At 51.4% G+C, this 19231-nt stretch carries 18 protein-coding genes and 2 pseudogenes; 2 read left to right on the forward strand and 18 right to left on the reverse strand.

The genetic code is table 11. The features are described 5' to 3' along the window. From MJ769_RS02145 to MJ769_RS02235, 14 genes and pseudogenes are all read right to left on the reverse strand, one after another. A pseudogene (locus MJ769_RS02145) lies at positions 1-304 on the reverse strand (hypothetical protein); the annotation flags it as partial. Positions 305-314: 10 nt separating this feature from the next. Then, on the reverse strand, positions 315-716 hold the full coding sequence (locus MJ769_RS02150) for an ExbD/TolR family protein (RefSeq protein ID WP_239234208.1): 402 nt from the start codon (positions 714-716) through the stop codon (positions 315-317). After that, the gene (locus tag MJ769_RS02155; protein WP_239234209.1) at positions 703-1347 is read right to left on the reverse strand and encodes a MotA/TolQ/ExbB proton channel family protein; all 645 of its coding nucleotides are present in this window, start codon (positions 1345-1347) and stop codon (positions 703-705) included. Before MJ769_RS02155 ends, MJ769_RS02150 begins: the two co-directional genes overlap by 14 nt. Before the next feature lie 495 nt (positions 1348-1842). Then, positions 1843-3732, reverse strand: coding sequence for a tetratricopeptide repeat protein (locus MJ769_RS14480; RefSeq protein WP_305854677.1), 1890 nt, complete (start codon positions 3730-3732; stop codon positions 1843-1845). Between the two features lie 30 nt (positions 3733-3762). Next, positions 3763-4500 (reverse strand): type III pantothenate kinase, encoded by a 738-nt coding sequence (locus tag MJ769_RS02190; protein WP_239234210.1) that lies wholly within the window; start codon positions 4498-4500, stop codon positions 3763-3765. Then, complete coding sequence (locus MJ769_RS02195; protein WP_239234211.1) at positions 4497-5489, reverse strand: biotin--[acetyl-CoA-carboxylase] ligase; 993 nt, start codon at positions 5487-5489, stop codon at positions 4497-4499. The genes MJ769_RS02190 and MJ769_RS02195 overlap by 4 nt, the downstream gene beginning before the upstream one ends. A 37-nt stretch (positions 5490-5526) precedes the next feature. Beyond that, positions 5527-6693, reverse strand: coding sequence for a patatin-like phospholipase family protein (locus MJ769_RS02200; RefSeq protein ID WP_239234212.1), 1167 nt, complete (start codon positions 6691-6693; stop codon positions 5527-5529). A 21-nt stretch (positions 6694-6714) separates the two neighbouring features. Further along, a complete protein-coding gene (locus MJ769_RS02205) occupies positions 6715-6972 on the reverse strand; it encodes a hypothetical protein (protein WP_239234213.1) in 258 nt (85 codons plus the stop codon). Then, positions 6957-9275 carry an NADP-dependent malic enzyme gene (locus MJ769_RS02210; RefSeq protein WP_239234214.1) on the reverse strand — a complete coding sequence of 773 codons (2319 nt, stop codon included), beginning with the start codon at positions 9273-9275 and terminating at the stop codon, positions 6957-6959. Before MJ769_RS02210 ends, MJ769_RS02205 begins: the two co-directional genes overlap by 16 nt. Before the next feature lie 82 nt (positions 9276-9357). Then, positions 9358-13116, reverse strand: a complete 3759-nt coding sequence (gene hrpA, locus MJ769_RS02215; protein ID WP_445083053.1) for an ATP-dependent RNA helicase HrpA — start codon at positions 13114-13116, stop codon at positions 9358-9360. A 210-nt stretch (positions 13117-13326) separates the two neighbouring features. Next, entirely contained in the window at positions 13327-13707 is a 381-nt protein-coding gene (locus tag MJ769_RS02220; RefSeq protein WP_239234216.1) for a hypothetical protein, read from the reverse strand. Positions 13708-13718: 11 nt separating this feature from the next. Further along, positions 13719-14561 (reverse strand): hypothetical protein, encoded by an 843-nt coding sequence (locus tag MJ769_RS02225; protein WP_239234217.1) that lies wholly within the window; start codon positions 14559-14561, stop codon positions 13719-13721. Positions 14562-14895: 334 nt separating this feature from the next. Then, positions 14896-15036, reverse strand: a complete 141-nt coding sequence (locus tag MJ769_RS02230; protein ID WP_239234218.1) for a hypothetical protein — start codon at positions 15034-15036, stop codon at positions 14896-14898. Positions 15037-15235: 199 nt separating this feature from the next. Further along, complete coding sequence (locus MJ769_RS02235; protein WP_239234219.1) at positions 15236-15436, reverse strand: hypothetical protein; 201 nt, start codon at positions 15434-15436, stop codon at positions 15236-15238. Positions 15437-15843: 407 nt separating this feature from the next. Here MJ769_RS02235 and MJ769_RS02240 point away from each other — a divergent pair, with 407 nt between their 5' ends. Continuing rightward, on the forward strand, positions 15844-16035 hold the full coding sequence (locus MJ769_RS02240) for a YjfB family protein (RefSeq protein WP_239234220.1): 192 nt from the start codon (positions 15844-15846) through the stop codon (positions 16033-16035). Positions 16036-16312: 277 nt separating this feature from the next. Here the strand turns inward: MJ769_RS02240 and MJ769_RS02245 are convergent. The 3 genes and pseudogenes from MJ769_RS02245 to MJ769_RS02255 all read right to left on the reverse strand — a co-directional run. Continuing rightward, positions 16313-16432 (reverse strand): annotated as a pseudogene (locus MJ769_RS02245) (alcohol dehydrogenase); the annotation flags it as partial. A 618-nt stretch (positions 16433-17050) separates the two neighbouring features. Beyond that, positions 17051-17446 carry a PIN domain-containing protein gene (locus MJ769_RS02250; protein ID WP_239234221.1) on the reverse strand — a complete coding sequence of 132 codons (396 nt, stop codon included), beginning with the start codon at positions 17444-17446 and terminating at the stop codon, positions 17051-17053. After that, positions 17443-17685, reverse strand: a complete 243-nt coding sequence (locus MJ769_RS02255; protein WP_239234222.1) for an AbrB/MazE/SpoVT family DNA-binding domain-containing protein — start codon at positions 17683-17685, stop codon at positions 17443-17445. Before MJ769_RS02255 ends, MJ769_RS02250 begins: the two co-directional genes overlap by 4 nt. A 160-nt stretch (positions 17686-17845) precedes the next feature. Between MJ769_RS02255 and MJ769_RS02260 the strand changes: the two genes are divergently transcribed. Next, positions 17846-18142, forward strand: a complete 297-nt coding sequence (locus MJ769_RS02260; RefSeq protein ID WP_239234223.1) for a hypothetical protein — start codon at positions 17846-17848, stop codon at positions 18140-18142. Positions 18143-18304: 162 nt separating this feature from the next. Here MJ769_RS02260 and MJ769_RS02265 read toward each other — a convergent pair whose 3' ends face one another. Next, positions 18305-19111, reverse strand: a complete 807-nt coding sequence (locus MJ769_RS02265; RefSeq protein WP_239234224.1) for a PEP-CTERM sorting domain-containing protein — start codon at positions 19109-19111, stop codon at positions 18305-18307. Positions 19112-19231: the final 120 nt, after the last annotated feature.

Here is a 19231-nt window from a genome sequence, read left to right on the forward strand (position 1 = left end):
TTTTTGGTTCGGGCTTCGGCTCGGGCTTCGGCTCGGGCTTCGGCTCGGGCTTCGGCTCGGGCTTCGGTTCGGGCTTCGGTTCGGGCTCAGCCTGAGGACTCTTTATTGGAGTAGATGAGGATTCTTGTTCTGGTGTTGTGTCAGGCAATTCTACAAAGCGTGCATCAATTGGTGGCGAAGTAGCCATCTCTACCTCGGGAGATGCCAGGAGAGAACCAAATTCCAAAACGATGGCCAGCCAAATGATGGTCGCCAGCGGTATTGGCCACCAGAATCGAATCTCCTTCGATCTAGAGTCTGGCATGCTTACCACGTCACTTATGTTTTATCGCAATCAAAAAATGTTGGGCACCAGCAGTTCGAGCCTGCAACATCGCCTGCACTACCATGCCTTGTGGTGCTTCGTTGTCCGCTGATACGACCAAGCTTTGTTGTGAATCGCGTAACAGCGGCCTGAGCGTGGCGGCCAGGGTTTCCAGTGTTACAGGAATACGATTGATAAAGATTTCCCTATTACCAGTCAGGGTTAGCGTTACCGGTGCGTCAACGCTGAGCTTTTCGGCTTCTCCTTGGGGCAGGTTCACTTGCAGGGAATCCAGATTCTGCATCGACAATGAAGTCAGCATGAACGTCACCAGTAAGAAAAACATCACATCAATCATCGGAATGATCTCGATGCGCCCCTTGCGATACGTTCTGGATTTACGCAGCTTCATGCGCGCTACCTTGTTGATCTAAACGGATGTGATCAATCAGACGTGTACCAAGTCGCTCCATTTCATCCATCGTTTGTGATTGCAGGCGAGAAAAATAATTAAATCCAAACAATGCAATCAGCGCAATCAATAATCCGACTGCAGTAGCAATGAGCGCCTGTGCCACACCTCCAGTTACGCCCGTAGGATTGACGACACCGCTGCCAATTATCTGGAAGGCATGCATCATTCCAATAATTGTTCCCATCAGCCCGAGCAAAGGAGCAGCAGTGACGATAGTTTCTAATACCCATAACCTGCGCGCAAGGGATGTTTCAATCAACTGGGCTTCATCCGCTGCACGAGATTCAGTCCACCATGAAGGCCGATGACGATTGGTGATCACTACCTCAAAGAAGCGCTTGTAATAGTGACGTTCACTCAACACGGAAAGCATCTTTTCCAAGTCTGCCCACGCAAAGCCATAAGTTTCAACAAGATTAAGCAAGTCATATGAAAGACGTGCATAACGCCAATAGAGAAATGCCTTCTCAAGCATAATGGCTAAAGCAATTACCCCCAGCAAAGACAATGGCAGGATAATCATCCCGCCAAGTTTAAATGCGATCCAGGCATTTTGTAGTTCTTGCATGGTTATCTCCAAATAAAAGGGATAATCCCCAGTTGCTAGTTAAAAAACTTATGATGACCAGGTAAAAATTTTCGCCGCGATCCAAACAGAGATGCGCCGCTCCAATTTTAATTCCCTTGAAGTTGCTCATTTTACTCAAACTTTAGACATTTAGCCTTCATCATTGCGTCTCACAAATGGGTGTCGCGACTGGGAGGTGAAAGAACGAATGCATGCCGCTTTCTGCTGGCAATGCTGCGTCTCTCGCAACCTTTGGTCGCCGCACTGTTTCGTAACGTGTATATCGGGGGCTGCCGGATGAAACTGTTTCTGAAAGTGAGTCTGGAAAGTTGTGTAGTGGTCAAGTAATTTTGAACATAACGATAGCTTTTTTGCTGCGCCGCCCCCCTGTTTTGACTGACATGCTGAACACACAATCCTTGTACCTTAATCATGCAGAGCACTGCAACGGTATACAGGCCGTTTTTTCGAGCTGAATCGGACTGATTATGAGGTTCAGTCGCACACTTTCAAATTTTTCTGCTGGCAATCATTTGCCATCTTCTGTGCTCTTGCGATTTGCTGTAAGGTCATTTGCTTCGAAACGATGTCACGACTCTTCGCTGCATCTCCATATCCTGATGCTGCACTAAGATTAAACCACATGTGCGCACGTACATAGTCCAGCGCAACACCTTGCGCTTCCTCATACATCTCGCCGAGATTGTATTGTGCATTCATATTCCCTTGCACTGCCGCCAGGCGATACCATCTTACTGCTTCAGCGAAATTTTGCGGGACGCCTTGCCCTGTCTTATAACTCATGCCGAGGTTAAGTTGTGCTTCCGCTTGTCCTTGGTCTGCGGCTAAACGCCACCACTTGACTGCTTCTGTGTAGTCCTGCTCAACGCCTTGCCCTTTATAATACATATAGCCAAGATTGTATTGCGCCAGATTATCTCCCTGCGCTGCAGCCAGACGATACCACTTGGCAGCTTCAAGGTAGTCTTGCGGGACACTTTGCCCGTGGTAATACATCAAGCCGAGGTTGTTTTGAGCATGTGCATTCGCTTGCGCTGCTGCTAATCGATACCATCGTACTGCTTCAACGTAATCTTGCGGTACACCTTGCCCTTTCATATAACTCACACCGAGGTTGAATTGCGCCTCCGCTTGCCCTTGGGTTGCTGCTAAGTGCCACCACTTGAGTGCTTCTGTGTCGTCATGTGCAACGCCTTGCCCGTTGGCATACTTCAAACCAAGATGGTATTGCGCCTCTACATTCTCCTGCGCTGCTGCCAGGCGATACCACTTAACTGCTTCCACATAGTCCTGCGCAACGCCTTTCCCTTTGTCATACAGGTAGCCAAGATTAAATTGCGCATTTGCATTCCCCTGTGCTGCTGCCAAGCGCCACAATTTGAGGGCTTCTATGGAATCCTGAGCAACACCTTGCCCATTGGCATATTTCAAACCAAGCTCGTATTGAGCATTCACATTTCCCTGTGCTGCAGCCCGTCGATACCACTTAACCGCTTCTGCATAGTCCTGTTTTACACCTTGCCCGTTGGCATATTTCAAGCCAAGATGGTATTGCGCACCCACATTCCCTTGCGCTGCTGCCAGTCGATACCACTTGACTGCTTCAGCTTCGTCTTGTGGGACACCGTGCCCTTCGTCATAAACCACGGCAAGGCTATATTGCGCCAGCGCAATCCCCTGTATGGCTGCCAGACGATGCCACTTAACGGCTTCTACGTAGTCCTGCGCAACGCCTTTTCCTTCCTCATACATCACGCCGAGATGGTATTGCGCACCCGCATTTCCTTGCGCTGCTGCTAGTCGATACCATTTAATTGCTTCTATGTAATTTTGGGAAACGCCTTTTCCTTTCTCATACATCACGCCGAGATCGTATTGCGCACCCGCATTCCCTTGCGCTGCTGCTAGTCGATACCATTTATCTGCTTCCATATAATCTTGGGAAACGCCTATTCCTTTCTCATACATCACGCCGAGATCGTATTGGGCACCCACATTCCCTTGCGCTGCTACTTGCCGATACAAATTCGCTGCTTTTGCATAGCTCTGCGCAACCCCTTGCCCTTTGTAATACATCAAGCCGAGATTGTATTGCGCATCCACATTCCCTTGCGCTGCTGCTTGCCGATACAAATTCGCTGCTTTTGTATAGCTCTGCGCAACCCCTTGCCCTTTGTAATACATCACGCCGAGATTGTATTGCGCACCCGCACTCCCTTGCGCTGCAGCTTTGTGGTACCACATCACCGCCTGGATGTAGTCACCACGCTTATACGCATCCTGGCCGTCTTTGAGCGGATCTGCCCACGTTGTACCAACATTCAACAGTAGCGCAGTAAATATACAGAATAGTAGTTGTTTCATTGGTTATCTCATTGTGCAACAGCAATAAAGTTAGCGCGTGCAGGATGAATTTTCCTGACCAATTGTTTGCAGGCCACGCAATACCAGATTATCCACCCGCATCACCGGCAACTTGAGATGCGACTGTACATTATCTGCAGCGCCACCGCTTAACAGGCAGCGCACGCTGCCACGCGCGGCTAACGCCTCGAACTGCAAATGAATAGCGCCTATGGTCGCCTGGATTGAGCCGCTGAACGTGGCATCGGCGGTATTGCGCGGAAATTCCCGCCAGACTCCCTCTGTTTGTGCTAATTGGGCAGCGCCGGCAGCCAAGCTGCTACGCATCATGTCCATACCCGGCAGGATGAGCCCGCCCAAAAATTCTCCCTCGGCCGACAGTGCATCCACAGTAGTTGCCGTGCCGCAATTTACCACGAGACAGGATGCGCGCTCTTGATGCCAGGCCGCTATTAGCGCCGCCCACCGGTCGCTGCCAAGCTGCGCAGGGGGGGCGTATGAGTTACGCACACCACATTGCGTTGCTTGGGCCACAATAAATTCGATGGGACAATGCCATGCAGCACAGGCTGCGGAGAGCAGTTGCGCCATATTCTCGCCAGCAACATTGGATACGAGAATTCTGTCCGGTGGCGGCAATTCCGAAAACGCCATGCTCAATGCTGACGCCTGCGTATTTTCAAGCGCGTTTTGATGTAACCCCACGCCATCTTCTACCGTGGTCCACTTGACACGACTATTGCCGGCATCTATCAGTAACATTTTCATGGCGCACGTATACCAATCTCTCCCGCATTAAATATTTGCATTCCGCCTACCGTTTCCAGAATAAGCGCACCATTCCCGGTTACGCCTCGCGCAATTCCAATTTCAGTTCTGCCATCCGGCAGCAACAGCTGTACATTCTGGTTATGCAAAGCGTGATGGCTTTCCCACTCCGCACGCAGCGCCGCAAAACCATAGCTGGCAAATTCATAAAGTATGGCCTGCAATTCACGTAAAATTACCGCGAATAAGTAGTTTCGTTCCGGCACATTAATTCCCGACATGCCAGCTACCATATCTTCCAGACTCGATACCGGCTGATCTATCTGCGGCAACAGGTATTTAGGCATGGACACGTTGAGGCCAATGCCAATTACTACAGCACTCGGGCCCAACACATCACCTTGTGCCTCGAGCAGAATACCGGCCAGTTTACCCTTGTTGCCATTCAGTACATCATTCGGCCATTTAAGTCGTGCGCTTGTCATACCAAGCGCGTGCAATGCACGGATTAGTGCCACTCCAACTGCCAAGCTCAAGCCGGACAGCGCCGACAAACCAAGTTCAAAGCGCCACAACAGCGAGAATGTAAGTGCGTTGCCTAAGCCGGAATGCCATGTCCGACCCAATCGCCCACGTCCGCCGCTTTGAAGTTCCACCGCCAGCACGTTGCCGCTGGGTACGCCCCGCGCTGCACGCTGCAGCAACAGCGTATTGCTGGAGGACAAGCTGTCAAAAATTTCAATCTGAAATTGTCCCGCCTGCTCTTCTAAGTGACGTGCAATAAGTGCAGCATCAAGCCATTGCGGTGGATTGCTCAGGCAATAGCCACGACCGGGCACACTGTATAAAACCAAGCCATAGTCAGCTACCCTATGCAAGGCATTGCTCACGCTGGCGCGCGATATGCCCAAACGCTGCGCCAGCATTTCCCCGGAATGAAATTTCCCGTCCACCAACAGGCGCAGCAGGGCAAAAGTAAGCGGTTTCATCGTGATGCATGGGAGGGGGTGCCCATGCTGACAGCTTTCATAGTGGCTGGCTTTCTGCTGTTTTCTCGCGCAGATTTATAAAATTCAGGATTTCTTGTTTCTGTTTCAGTGCATCCTGATATCCCAGCTCGATCATCGCACGACAAAAATTCTTTTCGAACAACAGATAGCTCACCAGATTTGCCCCGCTACGGCGCATCGCGCCTATCCCGCGCAACAGAAAACGGATAGTCCATGGCAAGTGCATGGCATAACGTTCAGCTATTTTTTCAATAGGCTGACTCGGCTCAATCACCAACACATCGACATGGCGCAAATTTGTTTGCTGCTTAGCATCTTCTGTCAACATTCCGATCGAATGATTGATGCGCTGCACACGCTCTACATCCATTCCCAGGCTATTGAGAAAAATGCTATCCATAACATGGCCGGCAATCTGTGCAAGCGAAGGATAGTCACACATCTTGTTACTGATTTGTCCTTCCCTGCTATGACCTAAGCCGATTACCAGCACGCGAGTAGCGCCCAGATGCAGCGCAGAACTGATAGGCGCGATCTGGCGCATCGAGCCATCGCCAAAGTGTTCACGGTTGATGAGTACAGCTGGAAAAATAAACGGGATAGCTGAAGATGCCAATAAATGTTTGGGCTCGATCTTGGCTGGAATGCCAAGACGATGCGCCCGCTTCCAGGGCGGAATCCCCGCTACTCCCTGGTAAAAAGTCACCGAGCACCCCGAACTATAGCCCGAGGCCGTGATACTCAGCGCGTGCAGATGTCCTGCATCAATATTCTCCTGAATTTTTTCATAGGGCAGCGTTGCTTCCAGCATCTTCACCAACGGCGCGTTATCCAGCAGCGACACGTGATTTAACTTGTTAATTCCCATACTGCTCAAGATCAGCCCTGCGAGCCAGCATGCACTGTTCTTTAAAGCGCCAATCGGGTCAGTTCGATAAACAATATCAACGCGAGAATTTTTCCAGATATTCAGGAGGTATTGCACACCTTTGCGAAAGGATCGAGCATTCACTGCGAGCGTAACCGCATTAAGCGAACCTGACGAAGTTCCGCAGATAACAGAGAAGGGATTGTGTGCATGACGCGGCAGAAACTCGGCGATGGCCTTCAGTACACCCACCTGATAGGCAACGCGCGCGCCTCCTCCGGTCAGAATCAAGCCAAGCTTTTCTGGCGCACTCATCTGACCACCTTCATCAAGGGCTTACAAATCGCCAGGCCCGACCTCAGCATGCACAATTTCCAGCGCATCCTTCAGTGTTTCCTCGGATAGATCATTTACATACTTCGATAGCATCTCTGCCGCTTCTGCTGCCTCAGGCGGCAGGTTGCGACCGTCGGTATTGGCCACCAGCACAGCGGCAGCTCCTGCCACCTGCAGTAAGCAGGTACGCTCACTCATCAATATTTCCAGCTCTTCGCGCAGCATGGCAACTTCTTGAGTCTTTAGTTTGTCCGACATATAACCTCCTCCTTACAATGAATTTCAACCCCTGTTACCGCCAGCGCACTCATATTTACGATACGACGCACAGTGGTATTGGGGGTCAGGATATGAATGGACTTCGCAGCACCAAGCAAAATCGGTCCTATGGTGATACCGTCGCCCGCAAGCATTCTTAAAAGACCGAAGGAAATGTTCGCTGCATCCAGATTCGGCATGATGAGCAAATTTGCTCCACCTTCCAAGCGCGAGCCGGGAAAAACCTGCATACGCAGACTCTCAGAAATAGCAGCTTCACCGTGCATCTCACCTTCCACTTCCAGCTCCGGCGCCATCTGCTCCAGCAATTCGCGCGCCCGACTCATCTTGTGCGCGGAGACGTCGTCGAAACTGCCAAAACTGGAATGCGATAGCAGTGCCACTTTGGGCACGATGCCGAAACGGTGCACCTCCTCTGCCGCCAGCAGCGTCATTTCCGCTACTTGTTCAGCGCTGGGGTCGAGATTGATTTGCGTATCGCAGATAAACAACGTGTGGTTGGGCAGCAGTAAAATATTCATCGCGGCAAACACGCTGACATCTGACCGCAGGCCGATCACATTGCTGACATGACGCAGGTGGTTAAGGGGTTGTGATAAAGTTCCGCACAGCATGGCATCTGCGTCCCCCATGTGTATCAGCATGGTGCCTATCAGGGTATTGTGGCGCCGTATTTCGCGCTTGGCGTCTTCAGGGGAAACGCCTTTTCGCTGCATTAAGCGGTGGTATTCTGTCCAATAAGCGCGGAAACGTGGGTCGTTTTCAGGGTTTACCAGTTCGAAGTGTTCTCCCGCGCAGATTCGAAGACCGAGTTTTTGAATCCGCTGTTCCACCACTTCCGGACGGCCGATAAGGATGGGTTTGGCCAAGCCTTCGTCCAGTACCATCTGCACCGCATGCAGTACACGTTCATCCTCGCCTTCTGCATATACCAGTCGTTTTGGATTTTTTTTTGCCAAATCGAATACCGGCTTCATCAACAGACCAGACTGATAGACAAAAAGCGAAAGTTGCTCGCGGTAGGACGCCATATCGGCCAGTGGTCTTTCCGCTACGCCGCTATCCATGGCAGCTTGGGCTACTGCCACAGCGATTTTTGTAATCAGGCGCGGGTCGAAGGGCTTGGGAATCAGATATTCCGCACCAAATTTCAAGCTCTCCTCGCCATACACTGACGCTACCGCATCGGACTGTTCGGCTTGCGCCAGTTCAGCGATGGCAAACACAGCAGCACGCTTCATTTCTTCGTTAATGCGGGTGGCGCCGACATCCAGCGCGCCGCGAAAAATGTAGGGAAAGCAAAGCGCATTGTTGACCTGGTTGGGATAGTCCGAACGCCCTGTGGCCAGAATGGCATCCGGCCGTACCGCCTTGGCCAGCTCTGGCCAGATTTCCGGTGTGGGATTGGCCAGCGCAAAAATCAGAGGATTGGGGGCCATCTGTTCCACCATCTCCGGTCTGAGCACGCCGCCTGCAGATAAACCCAGGAACACGTCCGCCCCGGAGATCGCTTCAGTCAAAGTACGTGCGCCAATATCCACCGCGTAACGCGTCTTGTGCTCATCCATCTCTCCGATGCGCCCACGAAACACCACCCCCTTTGTGTCGGTGACGATAATATTTTCCATACGCACACCCAAGCTCACCAGCATATCCAGACAAGCCAGAGCCGCAGCGCCCGCACCGGACACCACCAGTTTGATTTGATCAATTTGCTTGCCGACTACTTTAAGTCCATTCAGCAAGGCTGCGCCGACGATGATGGCAGTGCCGTGCTGGTCGTCGTGGAACACCGGTATTTTCATGCGCTCGCGCAAGCGTTTCTCAATGTAGAAACACTCCGGCGCCTTGATATCTTCCAGATTAATGCCACCGAAGGTTGGCTCCAGCGCGGCAATGATATCCACCAGCTTGTCTGGGTCGCGCTCGTTAATCTCCAGATCAAATACATCAATACCGGCAAATTTCTTGAACAGCATGCCCTTGCCTTCCATCACCGGCTTGGCTGCCAATGGACCGATCGCGCCCAGTCCCAACACTGCTGTGCCGTTAGTAATTACCGCCACCAGATTACCGCGAGCGGTGAGGTTACTCGCCTCATTTACGTCTGCCACAATCGCTTCACATGCCGCTGCCACACCGGGCGAATAAGCCAGCGCCAAGTCACGCTGGGTTAGCATGGGCTTGCTCGGCACTACGGAAATTTTGCCCGGTTTGGGCAGGCGATGATATTGCAGCGCAGCTACCCGCAATTTTTCGTCTAGTGTGTTATCGGTAACCATAATTGCGCGGATTATACCTGACAGACAATTTCCCCCGGATTCCATTGGCAGGCTAGTAACCAAGGAGAAAAGTTTGGCAGCACTACATCGTCTCCCACAACTTTTCCAGTCGCTTCACTGACACAATCACGGGCGTTTTCAATTCCTGCGCAAACAACGACACGCGCAATTCCTGCAATAGCCAACCAAACTCTACTATCCGCACATCAACATTGCCCTGTTGCGCAGTTAATTTGCGTTGCCAGGTCTGCTGCAAAGATTGCATTTGCGTGTATTGACGCGCATCACGTGCCGCATCAACTTGCAGTTTTTCCAAGCGCACATTGATCGCTTTTAGATAGCGTGGCAGATGCTGTAAGCGCTCGTAAGGAATACGTGCGATGAATTCCTTGTGCAACAGCCATTCGTACTGCGTGCGCATATCCTGGATGGCCTGCCCGTGTAATTTGGTCGCTTGTATTTTTTTGTGCACGAGTTGATATTCGCTCAGAATTGCGCTGATCAGTCGCGCCATTTCCTGCGCCACCAGCGTCAAACGGCTCTTGGCTTCCTTGCAACGCGCTGCGAATTCGGTTTCATTTGTTGGCCAAGGCTCATTCATACAGCAGCGATCAAAGGTGACCGCCAAAATCTGGCGGCGCAAATCCTGGAGGCTGCCAAAGGACAAGAACTGCATTGCCATTGTTTGCAGGCCCAGATTCTTTTCCAGAAATTTAACCTGATCTTTGAGCGCCAGCATAAATAAACGCCGTAACCCGATACGATGGCTGCTCAGCGCCTCATCGCGGGTATCGAATGTTCGTAAAGAGACCGCATTGTCTTCATCCACCAAGGCGTTAAACAGCGTTACAACTTGTCCGGCGCGGTGTATTTCTGCAGTCTCCTTGAATTCACCCAAACCATCTGCACCCATATTCCAAGCGGTAAAATGCACAGGCTTTTGTTCTGCGGCTGTGCCTTTTGCAGCGGACGGCGAGAGCTTGGGCGCAAGCTCGGCACGTAACTGTATGAAGTTGCGTGTAACCCCCAACTGTCTGCCATGCTCGTCTACTACATAAAAATTCATGAGCAGGTGAGCCGGTAATTGCTCTAACCGAAATGCATCCAGCAGCACTTCGAGTTGTTTTTGTTCGCGAATATAGCGTGCTAACGCCTGTAACAGGGGCATATCCGAGGGCGACACATCACGACAAAACAAGGCGGCGAATTCCGGCACCGGCACCATATGGCGGCGCAGCTTCTGCGGCAAAGTCTTGATCAGTTGCGTCACTTTTTCTGCCAGCAAGCCGGGTACCAAATACTCGCAACGCGGAGCGGATACCTGATTAATCAGAGCCAGCGGCACGGTCAGGTTCACACCATCGTCGCTCTTGCCCGGCACAAAATGATAAGCCAGTGCATAGCTGATGTTGTTCATCACCAGTTGCGGTGGAAATTGATCGGTGGTGATGCCTGCTGCCTCGTGCCGCATCAGGTCGTCACGTTGGAGATAGAGCAGGCGTGGACTGGCGCGTTCCGCTTCCTTGCGCCATGCCTCGAAAGCCGCGCCATTGTAAATATGCGGCGGGATGATGCTGTCGTAAAAGGCAAAGATCAATTCGTCATCTACCAGCACATCCGGTCGGCGCGCTTTATGCTCCAACGCCTCGATATCCTGAATTAATTTCTGGTTGTGCGAGAAAAAGGGCGCAAGCGTATGGAATTCGCCCGCCAACAAAGCCTGGCGAATAAATATTGCGCGTGATTCCGCCACGTTCATCGGGCCGTAATGCACGCGCTTTTTCGGATTGATAATCAGGCCATACAAGGTGCTGCGCTCAAATGCCACAACCTGTGCCGCTTTCTTCTCCCAGTGCGGATCAAAATAGTGGCGCTTGATCTGATGCGCACCCACTTCTTCCAGCCATTCCGGTTCGATGCGCGCCACACAACGGGCATACAGTTTCGTCGTCTCGGTTAATTCAGCTGCCACAACCCATTTTGGAGTTTTTTTAGCCAGCACCGAATTGGGCACGATGAAAAACTTTATTTCGCGCGCCCCCTGATAATGCGCCTCGCGATCCACGCTCTTGCAGCCGATATTACCCAGCAAACCCGTTAACAACGCCTTGTGGATTTCCTCATAGCTGGCAGGCGTTTCATTCAGCCGCATGCCCATCTCGACAACCTGCGCGTGCAATTGCTGATACAACTCATGCCAATCGCGCAGACGCAGTGGCGACAGGAATTTCTCGCGGCATTCATTTGCCCACAGGCGTTTGGATTTTTTATGCTTCACTGCATCTTGAAACCAGACCCACAATTTCAAATAGGCCAAAAAATCAGAGCGCTCATCGTTAAAACGCTGATGTGCGTCATCCGCCGCTTTGCGCCACTCTGTCGGACGGTCACGCGGGTCCTGCAATGATAGCGCGCTGGCGATAATGAGAATTTCCTGCAGGCAGTGATATTGCCTTCCCGCCAGCAACAGACGGGCAATTTTCGGGTCGAGCGGCAACTTTGCCAACTCGCGTCCCAGCGGTGTCAGCTGCCGCGCTTCGGTGATCGCATTCAATTGCGCCAGCAACTGATAGCCATCGGCAATTGAACGCGATCCGGGCGGCTCGATGAATGGAAATTGTTCGATTTCGCCCAGACCCAGCGCACTCATACGCAAAATCACGGTTGCCAATGACACACGGAAAATTTCCGCATCGGTATATTCTGTGCGCGCCATAAAATCCGGCTCGTCATACAAGCGCACACATATCCCGCTCATCACCCGCCCGCAACGCCCGGCGCGCTGGTTGGCGGCAGCACGTGCGATTTTCTCCACGCGCAATTGTTCGACTTTTTGCCGTATGCTGTAACGATTGATACGAGCCAACCCGCTGTCGATCACATAACCGATATTCGGTACAGTTAAAGAAGTCTCCGCAACATTGGTAGCCAGCACGACACGGCGTTTGCCGGAAGTTTTAAACACGCGATCCTGCTCGGCCGCCGACAGGCGCGAGAACAGCGGCAAGATTTCAACGCCCATGGGATGGTGCTTGCGCAAAGCCTCCGCAGTTTCGCGAATTTCGCGCTCGCCCGGCAGAAAAACCAAAACATCGCCGCGCAAGCCATGCACCGCCAGCTCATCCAGCGCGGTACACACCGCCTGTGGAATATCCTGCATCTCGCCTTCGGCATTCTCCTGCAACGGACGGTAACGCACCTCCACCGGATAACTGCGGCCACTGACCTGCATGACCGGCGCACCGCTGAAATGTTTAGAGAAGCGCTCCGCATCCAGCGTGGCCGACGTAATGATGAGCTTGAGATCACGACGGCGTGGCAACAACTGCTTGAAATAACCCAACAGAAAATCGATGTTCAGGCTGCGCTCATGCGCCTCATCAATAATGATGGTGTCGTATTTTTTTAGCAGCCGGTCGCTCTGGATTTCAGCCAGCAAAATGCCATCTGTCATCAGCTTGATGCAGGTATCCGGCGACACCTTGTCATTAAAGCGAATCTTATAGCCGACCAGGCCACCCAACTCGGTTTTCAGCTCAAACGCAATACGCGCAGCCACAGACCGCGCCGCAACACGGCGGGGCTGGGTGTGGGCAATAACGCCTTGCACACCCCGGCCCAGACTCAAACAGATTTTAGGTAGCTGCGTGGTTTTACCAGAACCCGTCTCACCACAAACGATGATCACCTGATTGGCAACGATGGCTTGTGCTAATTCTTCACGCCGCAATACTACCGGCAGGTCAAGTGGAAATTCGATTGGTGCAAGTAATTCAATACGTGCGGCACGACGTGCGTGTAGAGATTTAGCGGGAATGGAGTGAGGTAGGCGATCAGTCATTGCGCTGGATTGTACCTGAAACCGGTAGGTGAAGAAAAACAGGAGAGACGAAGAAGCGGTATGGTTGGAGGACAGTTTATTGGACTGGTTGCTGTCCGGTTGCATGTACCTTCCGTTGTATCGGCATGTCGGTAACGCGTGTGCTCAACCGTCCGCTTTGCTGTTGGGCTTCATTTCATTCAGTCCAACCTACCGGGCTAACCTTACTCTTTAGGCCCCGCCGGAGACAAACTTGCGCGCCGAGCGAAGCCGACTGATTCGTAGATCAATGTCGTCTCTGTTCGGTGGTAGATCCATGAACTTTGCTGCTTCATCTCTGGATTTGAATCCAAAGGAGTTGCCAACGTGAAACAGCAGGAGAGAGTCTACGTGCTGCTTCAGCAGGAACACCAAAGACTCAATCTCATTTGAATCGGAACCTGCATGCACGAAGCGATTCCTGTGATGTGTGAGGTGCGTAAGTACGAGCTGCGCCCGCTCGCGATCCTTGAACATGAAGGCTGCACGGCGTGTGGCAACTTTGTATGGGTCATGACCGCTATCAGTGAGGTACTCAAGCAAGCTCCACAGTCGGAGGAATGCGTCGTTCAAGTCTGCGGAATCTAATGCACGGACATATCGAAGTAGCGCCGACTCAATGTCTTGTTGATATGGTAGTCGGGCGAGCCTTGTCCGCAAGTTCTTTGCGAACTTTTGGAGCCTGGAGAACTGCGGCTTGTCGGAGTACAAACTCGCTGGCTTGGTATATCCTGGGTCATACCAGTACGTCTCAGTGGCGAGCGCCCCCATCGCGTCGTGGACGGTGTGGAACGGTGAAAGTCGAATATCGTTAACTGGTGATGGACGGCCACTGGAATGCCGCCAGGCCTTCCCACGGTTGAGTGAGAGATTCCACTCGCTCGCACCAAATCTATACTGTTCAGGGCCTTTTCCGCAGCTTCGTAGGGTGTTCTTGCTGACACCAGTGCCGATAAGCGCATGTAATGATCTGGGAGCACGAAGCCGACAGTGGCCTGGGAGTCGTTGAAGAGTCGAGACCTTTCCGAAAATCCTCTAATTGTCTTCGGATTGAATGTGATGGTAGTCTGGTCAACAGTGGTGCGAGGGATGTCAATAGTCCACCAAATCGATATTTCCGTAAGCAAGCGGAATGGTTTTATCGGTAGCGTTCGGTACTCCTGCTCTAACTTGGAGCATTGCTTGAGGAGACTTTCAGCGGTTATAGGGCGAGAAATGGCCGAGTCGTGCGAGACGCGTGTAACGATTCTCTGGCGCTCAAATTCAGGCACATCAGGATGGAACTCGACACACCCTCCCAAAATTATCGAGAAGTCCGAAGTATCAAGTCCGCCCGAGATGAAATCAGCGGGGTCGCCATCAGCCTTCGCGCGCTCGGCGCGCGCCGCTAAGGCGGAAAGGTCGGTGTCCTTGCGACGACTTGCCATGTGAGTGGATTGTGGAGTCTAAATGAATAGCGTTTATCTGCCGCCCTGCCCAAACATGTTTAACTCGCATCCCATATTAGCGACAGATAAACCTTGTTGGACTGAACCTTACGGAGAGCGGAACCTATGGAGATTGTAAGGTTTTGCGGCGAGTCGTCAACTGAACAAGTACACGGGGTCGAACAAGTACACATGCACGGGGTCACACATGCACGGGCAGTACACGGGTAGAGTAGAGAGCAGGTTCTCGCCTGCCCTCCCTCATCAAACCGTACGTGCGCTACTAACGCATACGGCTTTCCGATGTTCTTCAGTCCAAGGCATGCACATTAGCTCATCCTGTATTTGTTAATGCGGCTGAGAACCGCACCTGTGCCTCAATGTTGCTGGCGTAACACAGGTGACCTCTATATTTGGCCTTGGCAATAGCTTCCTCTGTAGCGTCCTGATCACAGCCCGGGGTGGTTAGCAACATGGCAATCCCCTGATCCTCCACTCTTCGGTTGCACGAACAAAGCAGGGTCCCTTCCCTCAGCCGGGGTTATGTTGTCCCTCGGCCTCAAGCAGTACTATGAACCCCTCCGACTCCCGATACAGCCTATGACGATTTCGTTACCTTATACGCCACAGTCGATGGTCTCCCCACCACCATACCGGGTCTCCAGCACTGGGCATTAAATCTTCGATAACATGCCGACCCTGCTACCCCGGAAGTCGATGGATGCCACTTCCGTTATTTCAGCATCCATCCAACGGCCTTCCCCTTCTGACCACAGGGTCGGCCTCTCCAATTCGTTTACGAGGCTACGTCTAGGTTCACTTGCGTTACGGCCTGCTATCTTGCTGTTTGGAAACTTACGACCCCGTGTTACCACGACGCCGCTTCCTCATACTACTGTGGCGTACGGACAACTCCACAGACGGGACTTTAACCCGCTAGATTTACTGCTGTTACTGCGAACGGTCAGGTCTTGCATTCATACATTTCATCATGCTAACCCCCTTTCATAGCACGTCCTTTTAGTTCAGTAGGCTGGGTTGTAAGAAATAAAGGGGGCAATTGTTGAATTAATTCCTTTAATGAAATTCCAACCCTTGACGTTTTTATCTAGCACTAGCTTGATTTTATGCGCAGCGGGAAGGATAGTGTCTAGATAAGCAGGGAGCTTATCTAGACACTATTATCTGCTTGGCTTGGTGGAGGGTTTTGCAAGAGGCTCTCTAAAGATAAATAAAGTTTAGCCGCTATTAAGTTTATCAATTAAATATTTGGGGAATAATAATGAATATTTCAGGTGTTCAAGTAGCCGCCATGGCATCAGGTCTGGATCAGCGCGATGCAGTTGCTGTTACTGTTTTAAAGAAAAGCATGGATATCCAAAAGCAAACCGCTATGCAATTAATTGAAGCCATTCCTCCGGCTCAATCTCGGCCAACGGGTAATTTGGGTAGTAATATTGATGTGCATGCATAAATACCGCTAGTTAACCTGAACTTCGGATAAGCAATTATTTTAATCTGCATACTCCATACCTATTTGCGCCCCAAATCCGAAGCTGCCATTCCTCGCTCAATGTAAACATGCAATTTGATGGGCCATCGGGTTCAGGTCTTGCATTCATGAGTACAGAAAATTGCTCGATCAGTTTGGCATGGTGCCATCGATGTCGCGCCGGGGAAGCTGCTACGACAACGGCCACGACTGTGGAAAGGATGTAGTCGAAACGGCCTGCCGCGCTCTTGATCTCGTTCTCGTCGCGAGAGTTCAACGTAAGGTGCGCGCCCAGACTGAGCGCCTCTTTTTTCTTGCTTGCAGTCGAGGTAAAAGCCGTCACTTCGCAGCCCCATGCATTGAGGAATTTCAGCGCCATGTGCCCCAGGCCACCGATGCCGATCACTGCCACTTTGTCCGCAGGTTTAATGTCGAATTGCAGCAAGGGGTTGAACACGGTACTCCCGCCGCAGAACAACGGGGCGTCAGATCCCTGGCATGGCTGCCGACCTGGCTAATCTTGCCCACCACCTCGCGACCGGCCACGACCGGGTATGTACTTTTCCCTCATTCACTATCGATCACGCTCAGATCGCTATGGCAAATGCCGCAATAGTGAACGTCGATCTCCACCTCCAGTGGTTTCAATTCGCCGGGGTCGTATTCGAAAGGTTTGAGTACGCCTTTGGGCTCGAATGCTGCATAAGCTTTAGGGCGCCTCTAAAAATTCAATTTTCTAGACTAGACAAGGCGCGAGTAAAAAATTTGAGCGAGGCATATAGTTGATATGTAAGCGATAATTTTTTTCGCGTAACGCAGTATTGTGACGAAAATTGGATTTTTAGAGGTGCCCTTTAATCATTTTGTATCTCCTTGAAGTAATGTATAACAGTAATTAAAAGGGGAGCATCGAATTGATTGTCTGAAGCCATTGCTTTTCGTTACTACGTAAATTTAATCTGAAGCTGAGCAGATCCTTTTAGTCGCGTGTGGGCAATCAGGCAAATGGATTCTTGATTACCAAGTCGGCAATTTTCATCCCGCTTTGCATGTCCTCGGTCAGCAACGTTTTTGCACCGGACAAAATTGCTGCCGCGCAAATGTGCGCGTCATAAATTGAAAGCTGAAAACGCTTGGCAATTTGCACAGCCTTGTCATGCGATTCGAAAGTGAGTGGGACGACGTCGCACGCGGCCTTAACGGCCAACAAAACCGCATCAATTTCTTCCCAGCTCATTTTGAGTTTGCGCAGGCAAACGGAAGTCACTTCGTTGAGCACCTGCACGCTGATGATGCCGCCCTTGTTCAGCATGGCTTCAGCGCGGTCGGCCTTGGCGGCATCGCCAGACAGCAAATACAAAACCACATTGCTGTCGATAAAAACCGTGCTCACTTGGCAGATATCTGCTCGTTGGCTTCAAGCCGATCAAAGTGAAAATCGGCTGGCAAGCGACCGCGAAACTGCCGCAAGCGCGCCAGCAATTCTTTCACCTCTTTTTTCTTGGAAACCTCAAAGGTTCTGGAATCGACGGCATGCAAAGCAATCTCCTCGCCTTCTTTCAAGCCTAGCGCCTGCACCAGTGCGGCGGGCAATCTGACCGCCAGTGAGTTTCCCCATTTTGCAACTTGCATAGTTTACTCCTTGTGGATATACGTTATTAAATTAGTGTATCACAATGGGGTTTGGGTTTATAGAAGCTCCCCTTTATCGAACATGGGACGCAGACCCGGCTGTTCCATGTAGCGCTAATGTGCTGCATTATGCGTGCACCTTTAACCCTTGGCGGCAGCGATGTCCACAACCACTATCCGCTTGCCGGAAGAGCTGCAAACCCGCGTTGCAGCGGCGGCGAAACGTGCAGGCACGGTTGTGCGTCCAGCGAAGGCTGGCGTGTTCAGCAGGAGTCGCTGGAGCAAGGTAGACCTTATAACCGGTAAATCCGGGAAATGGGTTGAAGGCGGGAGGGAGGCGGACGGGTTAGTAGTAGCGATAAAGCGGAGTAATGTCCGTGGAGCGAAGGTACCCTGCTGCATTGTAATTTCTCTGACACAAGAAAGGCAGGGACGAAATGATAAAAACGTCCGTTAGTTTGCAAGATCTGAGAAGGAGAATATAACGTCAAGGCGAAGGCAGAACCGGTGATTGTCAAGCTAGTTGTCGGTGTGCCAAGAAGGAAAGCGACGGGCAGCGAGCAGCACCGTAGCAAAGAAAATCAGGAAAAGCGGACATTTCTATTTAGCGTTGACAGACTTAAACAGCGATTCTGCGCCGAGCCGCAAAAATACCAACCAGTCCAGCGGCAATAAGCATTACTGTGGCGGGTTCGGGAACAGTAGGTACTGGAATAGCAGTTGGATCCACATTCACCGCACTAATCTGGCCCGCATTGACCAGAATATTAGTCGAAGTTCCGGCACCACTCGGCACCGGGGTAGGATTGGTTAAAACCGATGGGTCGAGCAATCCGTCAATATCTACGTCAAAAGTGGCAAGCGGCAGAATTGGCGCGCCATTGTTGTCGGTGAATAATCCTGACAAAGCTGATACGAGCTGGAACGAAAGATTGAACATTGGGCTGAGCCCGAATCCATCGTAATAAGCTATGTCGCTGGCAGTCGAAGCGATGGCCAATTTATATGAGGTGAGTTCCAAGGCTTGAGCATCCGGAATTAAGCTGCCACCATTGCCTAAATACAACTTAATTGCTCCAATGCCAGGGTTGAAGGCGGCATTACCATTATTGTCTAAGTTGCCGCTCAGCCCATCAAAACGGAAATACAAATCCGTGTAAGCGGAGGGGAGTCCCAGGCCGAGCGGGTTAAATGCGCCGCTTTTCTGGTATTGCACCCATTGCAGCGAACCGCTGAACGTAAAGGCCTGGCTAAATGCGGAATTCCCGGAAATGATTTGATCTAATTCGGAGTAGCCGTTGAGCGTAACCGCCCCGATCTGGGTCGCATTCGTGCCGCCGACAGCGCCAAGATTAAAATTCCACTCAGAAGCAGCGCCCCAAACAATATTTTGAACATTCGCTCCACCATTTTCTGCCATCGCCATATTAAAAATTATCTTGCAATAATAATATCCAAAGATTACAAGTTAGTATCCTTGAGGTCATTGCTGTTAATGGCAGTCTCCTAAAATATACAGCGCGTGTTCGTCCAGGGGAGAGGGCGC

It is taken from the genome of Candidatus Nitrotoga sp. BS (genome assembly GCF_927797785.1).
Taxonomy (GTDB): Bacteria; Pseudomonadota; Gammaproteobacteria; order Burkholderiales; family Gallionellaceae; genus Nitrotoga.